At 69.7% G+C, this 5,495-nt stretch carries 7 protein-coding genes and 3 pseudogenes; 4 read left to right on the top strand and 6 right to left on the bottom strand.

The features are described 5' to 3' along the window. The 3 genes from RKE29_RS27480 to RKE29_RS27470 form a co-directional block, all read right to left on the bottom strand. Positions 1–384: hypothetical protein (locus tag RKE29_RS27480; RefSeq protein ID WP_312008373.1), on the bottom strand; the 384-nt coding region annotated here is incomplete at its 3' end. Then, complete coding sequence (locus RKE29_RS27475; RefSeq protein WP_312008371.1) at positions 381–1,001, bottom strand: hypothetical protein; 621 nt, start codon at positions 999–1,001, stop codon at positions 381–383. The genes RKE29_RS27475 and RKE29_RS27480, both read right to left, overlap by 4 nt. After that, the gene (locus RKE29_RS27470; protein ID WP_312008370.1) at positions 998–1,405 is read right to left on the bottom strand and encodes a hypothetical protein; all 408 of its coding nucleotides are present in this window, start codon (positions 1,403–1,405) and stop codon (positions 998–1,000) included. Before RKE29_RS27470 ends, RKE29_RS27475 begins: the two co-directional genes overlap by 4 nt. A 225-nt stretch (positions 1,406–1,630) precedes the next feature. On the opposite strand from RKE29_RS27470, the gene RKE29_RS27465 reads away from it, so the two are divergent. The 4 genes and pseudogenes from RKE29_RS27465 (at position 1,631) to RKE29_RS27450 (ending at position 3,036) form a co-directional block, all read left to right on the top strand. Then, positions 1,631–2,503: a helix-turn-helix transcriptional regulator gene (locus tag RKE29_RS27465; RefSeq protein ID WP_312008369.1), complete on the top strand. Its 873-nt coding sequence runs from the start codon at positions 1,631–1,633 to the stop codon at positions 2,501–2,503. Further along, a pseudogene (locus RKE29_RS27460) lies at positions 2,500–2,627 on the top strand (DUF397 domain-containing protein); the annotation flags it as partial. The gene RKE29_RS27465 and the pseudogene RKE29_RS27460, both read left to right, overlap by 4 nt. Before the next feature lie 5 nt (positions 2,628–2,632). Next, a pseudogene (locus RKE29_RS27455) lies at positions 2,633–2,752 on the top strand (DUF397 domain-containing protein); the annotation flags it as partial. Positions 2,753–2,820: 68 nt separating this feature from the next. Further along, positions 2,821–3,036: a DUF397 domain-containing protein gene (locus RKE29_RS27450; RefSeq protein ID WP_312008374.1), complete on the top strand. Its 216-nt coding sequence runs from the start codon at positions 2,821–2,823 to the stop codon at positions 3,034–3,036. 97 nt (positions 3,037–3,133) lie between these two features. Here RKE29_RS27450 and hisS read toward each other — a convergent pair whose 3' ends face one another. The 3 genes and pseudogenes from hisS to RKE29_RS27435 all read right to left on the bottom strand — a co-directional run. Next, positions 3,134–4,432, bottom strand: coding sequence for a histidine--tRNA ligase (gene hisS, locus RKE29_RS27445; RefSeq protein WP_312008368.1), 1,299 nt, complete (start codon positions 4,430–4,432; stop codon positions 3,134–3,136). 190 nt (positions 4,433–4,622) lie between these two features. Then, complete coding sequence (locus RKE29_RS27440) at positions 4,623–5,021, bottom strand: hypothetical protein (protein WP_312008367.1); 399 nt, start codon at positions 5,019–5,021, stop codon at positions 4,623–4,625. Positions 5,022–5,119: 98 nt separating this feature from the next. Then, positions 5,120–5,495: pseudogene (locus tag RKE29_RS27435) on the bottom strand (hypothetical protein); the annotation flags it as partial.

Below are 5,495 nucleotides of genomic sequence, written 5' to 3'. Positions count from 1 at the left end.
GGAGAGGTTGCCGGAGTACGGTTCCAGGGGCTCGAACCCGGCATCGCGCATGCCCTTCTCGGCCCAGGCGGCGGTGACCTCGCGGTGCGAGCGCTCCTCGGCGTCTTCCAGGTCCTGCGGGTCTTCCGGGTACGGGTCGGGCTCGGGGTCCGGGGGCGGTGGGGTGTCGGCGGCCGGGCCGGTGAGGGGGCTGGGCCCGCCGATGACCAGCCCGAGGCTGACGGCGCGCCGGTGGTGGCAGGCGCAGCCGCACCGGGTGGTGCCCTGGGCGCGGCACAGGGCGTGGCCCTCGGGGACGCGGTCGCGGGGGCGTACGGCCGCCGCGCACGGGGCGGAGAACCATACGGCCGCCGGGGCTGGGGCGGCCGTCTTGCGCCGGGTCACGGGGTGCCGCCCTTCCGGCAGCGGGGCCCGCTGCCGCCGCCCTGGTCCGGGCCGGGGGCGTCGGGGTGGTCGCCGCCCCGTTCCCGACCGCTGGTGCTGCTGGTGCTGCTGGGGCCGCCCAGGCGTCGGCCGAGTTCGTCGGCGACGGTGACGGACGCGCGGAGGGATTCGCGGAGTTGGCGGTTCATGGTGCGCATCTGGTGGGCGGTGATGTGGGCGTTGCCGAGGGTGGACCACATGTGGCCGATGAGGATGGTGGCCATGCGCAGCCGTTCGGCGATGTCGGGTCCGTAGGGCGCGGGGTGCCTCAGCCGGGAGGCGCGGGCGTCGATCGTGGCGAGTACGTCGCGCAGGGCGTCGGTCAGCTCGGCGGCGTACTCACGGAGCACGAACGGCGCTTCGCCGTTGTCGAGGGGTTCCGCCGCCGTTCCGGACGGCGGGGCGGCCTCCAGGAGCCGGTGGGCGCGGCTGACGTTGGCGGCCTCGGTGGCCCTGGCCACCGTCTCCAGCATGGCCGCGGCGCGCAGGTCGGCGTCCGTGTCGTCGTAGTCCTGGCCGTTGGAGTGGGCCAGGTACAGCGGGGTCCGGTCCGGCCGCCGCCTGGGAGTCGGGCTCACCGGGAGACCACCACCCCGTGGATGCGGCGCGGCCCGGTGTCGATCCCGTACGACGCCAGCCACGCGTCCCGCCGCCGCTGCCGCTGCGCGCGCCGCTCGGCCCGGCTCGCGGCCCGTTCCGCCCGTGCGGCCTGCTCGCGGGCGGCGAGTTCCCGCTCGTGCGCGATGACGAACGCGCGCACCAGCGGCTCGTCCACCGGCCAGAACACGTCGTCGGCCGGGTCGGGGGCGAGCCTGGGCAGGCTCAGCGTGGGCGTGTCCGCCGGTACGGCGCCCTTGGGCGACGCGACGGCGGCCCAGGCCCCGGCCGTTCCGGTCAGCGTGACGGTCGCGCGTGGTGCGGGAACGGGGGTTCCGCCGATCCGGTGGCGTCCTGGCGTTCGGCGTCCGAAAACCCGCTTCAACCAACCGGTGAGACCTCCGGTAAGTTTTCTCATTGTCGTCAGCCCTCTCTGTTAGCTGTCGGCCATGCCCCCGGACGTGGCTGCGTCGCGGGGGTCCCTCCTGTCGGCCCTGGCGCCTCTCCCGTATGAATATCCGACTAGTTCGAACACGTGCGAAGGTGGAACTTCGGCGAGGTCCGAGGGGTCTTACTTTTCGTACTTCAACGGTGGCGCATGCGGGGTAAGTTGAACCACCACGAGCTGTTGTCCCAGCGTCAGACAACAAGGGGGGCCGATATCTCCGAACAGGTGAACGAGGATCGAGAGAATGCGCGAGACGCCCTCAGTCACGCCCTGAAGACCTTCAGGGACCAGTCGGGGAAATCGCTGAGCCAGGTGGCGGAGGACACCGGGTACGACCGGACGTACCTCAACAGGTTGGAAAACGGCGAACGGCTGTCCAAGCAGACGTTGATGGAAGACCTCGACGCCTACTACGGAACCGGGAAGCTGCTGGTCAAGCTCTGGAAGATGGCCCGGGATGACATCATCGCGGACAGGTTCAGGCTGTTCGTCCAGTACGAGTCGACCGCCGTCATCATGCACAAGTACATGACGGCCATCCCGGGGCTGCTCCAGACCGAGGACTACGCGCGCGTTCTTCTCTCCTCGGCCCCGAACAACTGGAGTCCCGACGAGTTGGAAGCTCAGGTGGACATTCGCGTCAGTCGCAAGGACATCCTGCACCGGGACCCGCCGCCGAGCCTGCGTGTCATCCTCGACGAGTGCGTACTCAGGCGCGCCACGGTCGACCCCAGGACCTGGCAGGATCAGCTCGCGCACCTGGTGGAGTCCGCTGAACAGCCGTCGATAGTGCTCCAGGTCCTACCGTTCGCCGCCGGGGTGCATGACCTGATGGGCGGCTCCCTGTCGCTCCTGTGGCAGGCGGACGGGACGGGCGTTGCCTACTTCGAGGGCAGCAAGTCGGGCCAGTTGATCGAGGATCCGGAGGAGGTGTCGCAGCACCGACTGTCCTACGATCGCGTACGGGACTCGGCGCTGTCGCCGTCTGCCTCGGTGGACTTCATCCGGAACATCATGGAGGGCAACGGATCATGAACACCCCCGACCTCAGCACCGCCGTGTGGCGCAAGAGCAGCTACAGCAACGGGGGAGATGCAACCTGCGTTGAGGTCGCCGACGACTTTCCCGGTGTCGTACCGGTCCGGGACAGCAAGGCCCCNCTTTCCCGGTGTCGTACCGGTCCGGGACAGCAAGGCCCCCCACCGCCCGGCCCTCGTCTTCCCGGCGGGTTCCTGGAGTGCCTTCGTCACCACCGTCAAGGACGGCGAGCTGCCCGCCGCCTGACGCCCCGCGCGGGCTATCAGCACCACCGGTTCCCGTCAGAACTCGCCTGAGGAGTGCCAGTGAACGAGATGCCCAACCTGACTGCCGCCGTGTGGGTCAAGTCCTCCCACAGCGGTCCAGAAGGTGGCCAGTGCGTCGACTTCTCCCGCACCTTCGCGGCGAACGGCGTTGTCCCGGTCCGCGACAGCAAGACCCCGCGGGGCCCGGCCCTGGTCTTCCCGGCCGGTGCCTGGAGCGCCTTCGTCACCACCGTGAAGGACGGCGAGCTGACCCACCGGGTCTGACCGCCGACGACGTGCGCGCCCCGCCCCGGCTCCCCCGAGCCGCAGGCGGGGCGCCGACGTCACCAATGAATCGACGGACGGCGGCAGGCCGGGACGCTCAGCCGTCGAGCGCCCTGCGCAGGTACGCGGCGGTGTCGGCGAGCGGTACCTGAGTCTGCTCGCCGGATTCCATGTTCCGCAGGGTGACCTCTCCGGCGGCCTGCTCGTTGTGGCCGTAGAGCAGTGCGAAGCGAGCGTTCTGGTCGTTGGCCCACTTGAGCTGCTTGCCGAGCTTCATCGAGGTGCCCAGGTAGGTGCCTACCCGTAGCCCTTCGGCACGGAGTTCTGCGGCCAGTCGCATGACGGCCTCCTCGCCGCCGAGAACGGTCAGCGCCACGTCGAGGCCGCGCCGCTCGGTGCGCTGGGCGGCTTGGACGGCCAGGATGCGCTCGACGCCGATGGACCCGCCGCAGGCGGGAACGTCCGGACCGCCCAGGGATGCCACCAGGTGGTCGTAGCGCCCGCCCGCGGCGACCGAGCCCGGATAGCCTGCGGCTTCCACCTCCCAGATCGGCCCGGTGTAGTAGTCCAGCCCACGGACCATCCGGGGGGCGAAGGTGACGCGTCCCTCGGGCAGTCCGGCGGTCAGCTCCAGCAGCCGGTCAATCTGGGCCAGCCCGTGCTTGCCACGTTCTGCGGAGTCCAACTTCTCGCGGATTCGATCGGGGCTGTCGGCTGCCACGTCGCTGACCAGGTCCTCAGCGGTCGCCGGTGTCACACCGCGCTCCACGAGTTCCTTGACGACGGCCTCGTTGCCGATCTTGTCGAGTTTGTCGAGGGTGGCGAGTACGGCGTCACCGAGAGCGGGGGCGATGCCGTACACCTCCAGCAGGCCGTGCAGGGCTTCGCGGCTGTTGACCAGGAATCGGAAGTCATCGACCCCGATGGCCTCCAGTCCTTCGGAAATGGCCCACACGATCTCGGCATCGGCCAGTGCGGACGTAGAGCCCACGGTGTCGATGTCGCACTGTACGAACTCGCGGAAGCGTCCTTCCTGGGGGCGGTCGGCCCGCCAGACCGGGCCGATGGCGTACCGCTTGTACGGGGCGGGCAGCTTCGCGCCGTAGGTTCCCATGACGCGGGCGAGAGGCACGGTGTGGTCGTAGCGCAGGGCGAGGTCGGCCTGGCCACTGGCTTCGTGGACACCGCGCCGCATGATCTTGAACAGGAGTTGGCTGGCTTCCTCCCCGTATTTCCCGGTGAGTACGTCCAGGCGCTCGAACGCCGGGGTCTCAAGAGGATCGAACCCGTACTTCTCGAAGACTCCCGCGACGGTGTCGAGCACCGCTTTGCGGCGTCGTACCTCGTCGGCGAGGAAGTCCCGGGTTCCTGAGGGTGCCTGGGCGGCCTGGCCCATTGATGTGATCCTTCTGCTACGTCGCGTGATATTCCCTGATCGGCGCGTATCGTACTGCTCCCGCGTCGCCGGGCGCATCGTGGTGCCCCCCGCCTGAGCGCGGAGGATGTCAGGAGGCCGCCCGCCGGACCAGCGGGCGGCCTCCTGCCCCGTCCTGGCGGCCGTGCGTGGAGCCGGGGACCGCGTCCGGTCAGGCGATGCCGCGTAGGTGGTGCTCGATCAGCTCGACGTCTGCCGCGTCCTTCGGTCGGCCGAACGCCTTCTTCCACTTCAGCACCTCGGTCAGCGGCGCGAAGGGAACGCCGTCGATCGTCTCGGCGGCGGCGATGATGTCCTCCGGGGCCGGGTTGTAGTCGCCGTAGTCCCACGTGTCGAAGACCTCGAAGACGCCCCGGGCCAGGTGCCGGGACCCGCCGGAACCCTTCTCCTCCCAGCCGTCGGCCTTGAGCGCTTCGTACAGTGTGGAGGTCACGAACAGGTCGATGTCCGTTGTCTCGCGTATGCCGTGCGCCATGAGCGGGGCGCCGCCGAACACGACGTAGTGGCCGGTGGGTAGGCCCAGGCGTCGGACCGCGTCGAAGATGTCCACGGCGGAAGGTTAAACAGTTCGGCCGCCTGCCTGGGTGCGCCCGGGAGGGTGACTATCACCAGTTGCGGCACCGGCTGGGCTCCCTGGGCAAGGGATCGTCATCCCTGATCGTGGCTGTCGGGGATCTGCCGACGGATCTCCTGCGCCTCCGCTGTGCGGCCGAGATCATCCAGCACGTCAGCCTGTACGCCCAGGGCGGTGTGCAGACGGGCGAGGAACACGGCAGGCGTCTGCTCAGCCCGTGTACGGAACAGGACCACGGCCTCCCGCACGTCTCGAAGCGCACGCAGCAGCTCACTGTCCTCACCTGCCCGCAGATTCGCCGAAACCCACAGCGACGTGGCGAGGTCGGGTTCGTGGGCGGCGGGGTTGGCGGCGGCGAGGCGGCGGCGGATGGTGACCGCTTCCTCGATGGCGGCCAGTCCCTCCTCCCGCCTCCCTCCGTACGGGAGTGTCCAATAGACGGCGGATCCG

The sequence above is a fragment of the Streptomyces sp. B1866 genome, assembly GCF_031932565.1.
GTDB lineage: Bacteria > Actinomycetota > Actinomycetes > Streptomycetales > Streptomycetaceae > Streptomyces.
The sequence above is the reverse complement of the archived record's forward strand: the minus strand, read 5'-3'. Positions and strand labels throughout refer to the sequence as shown.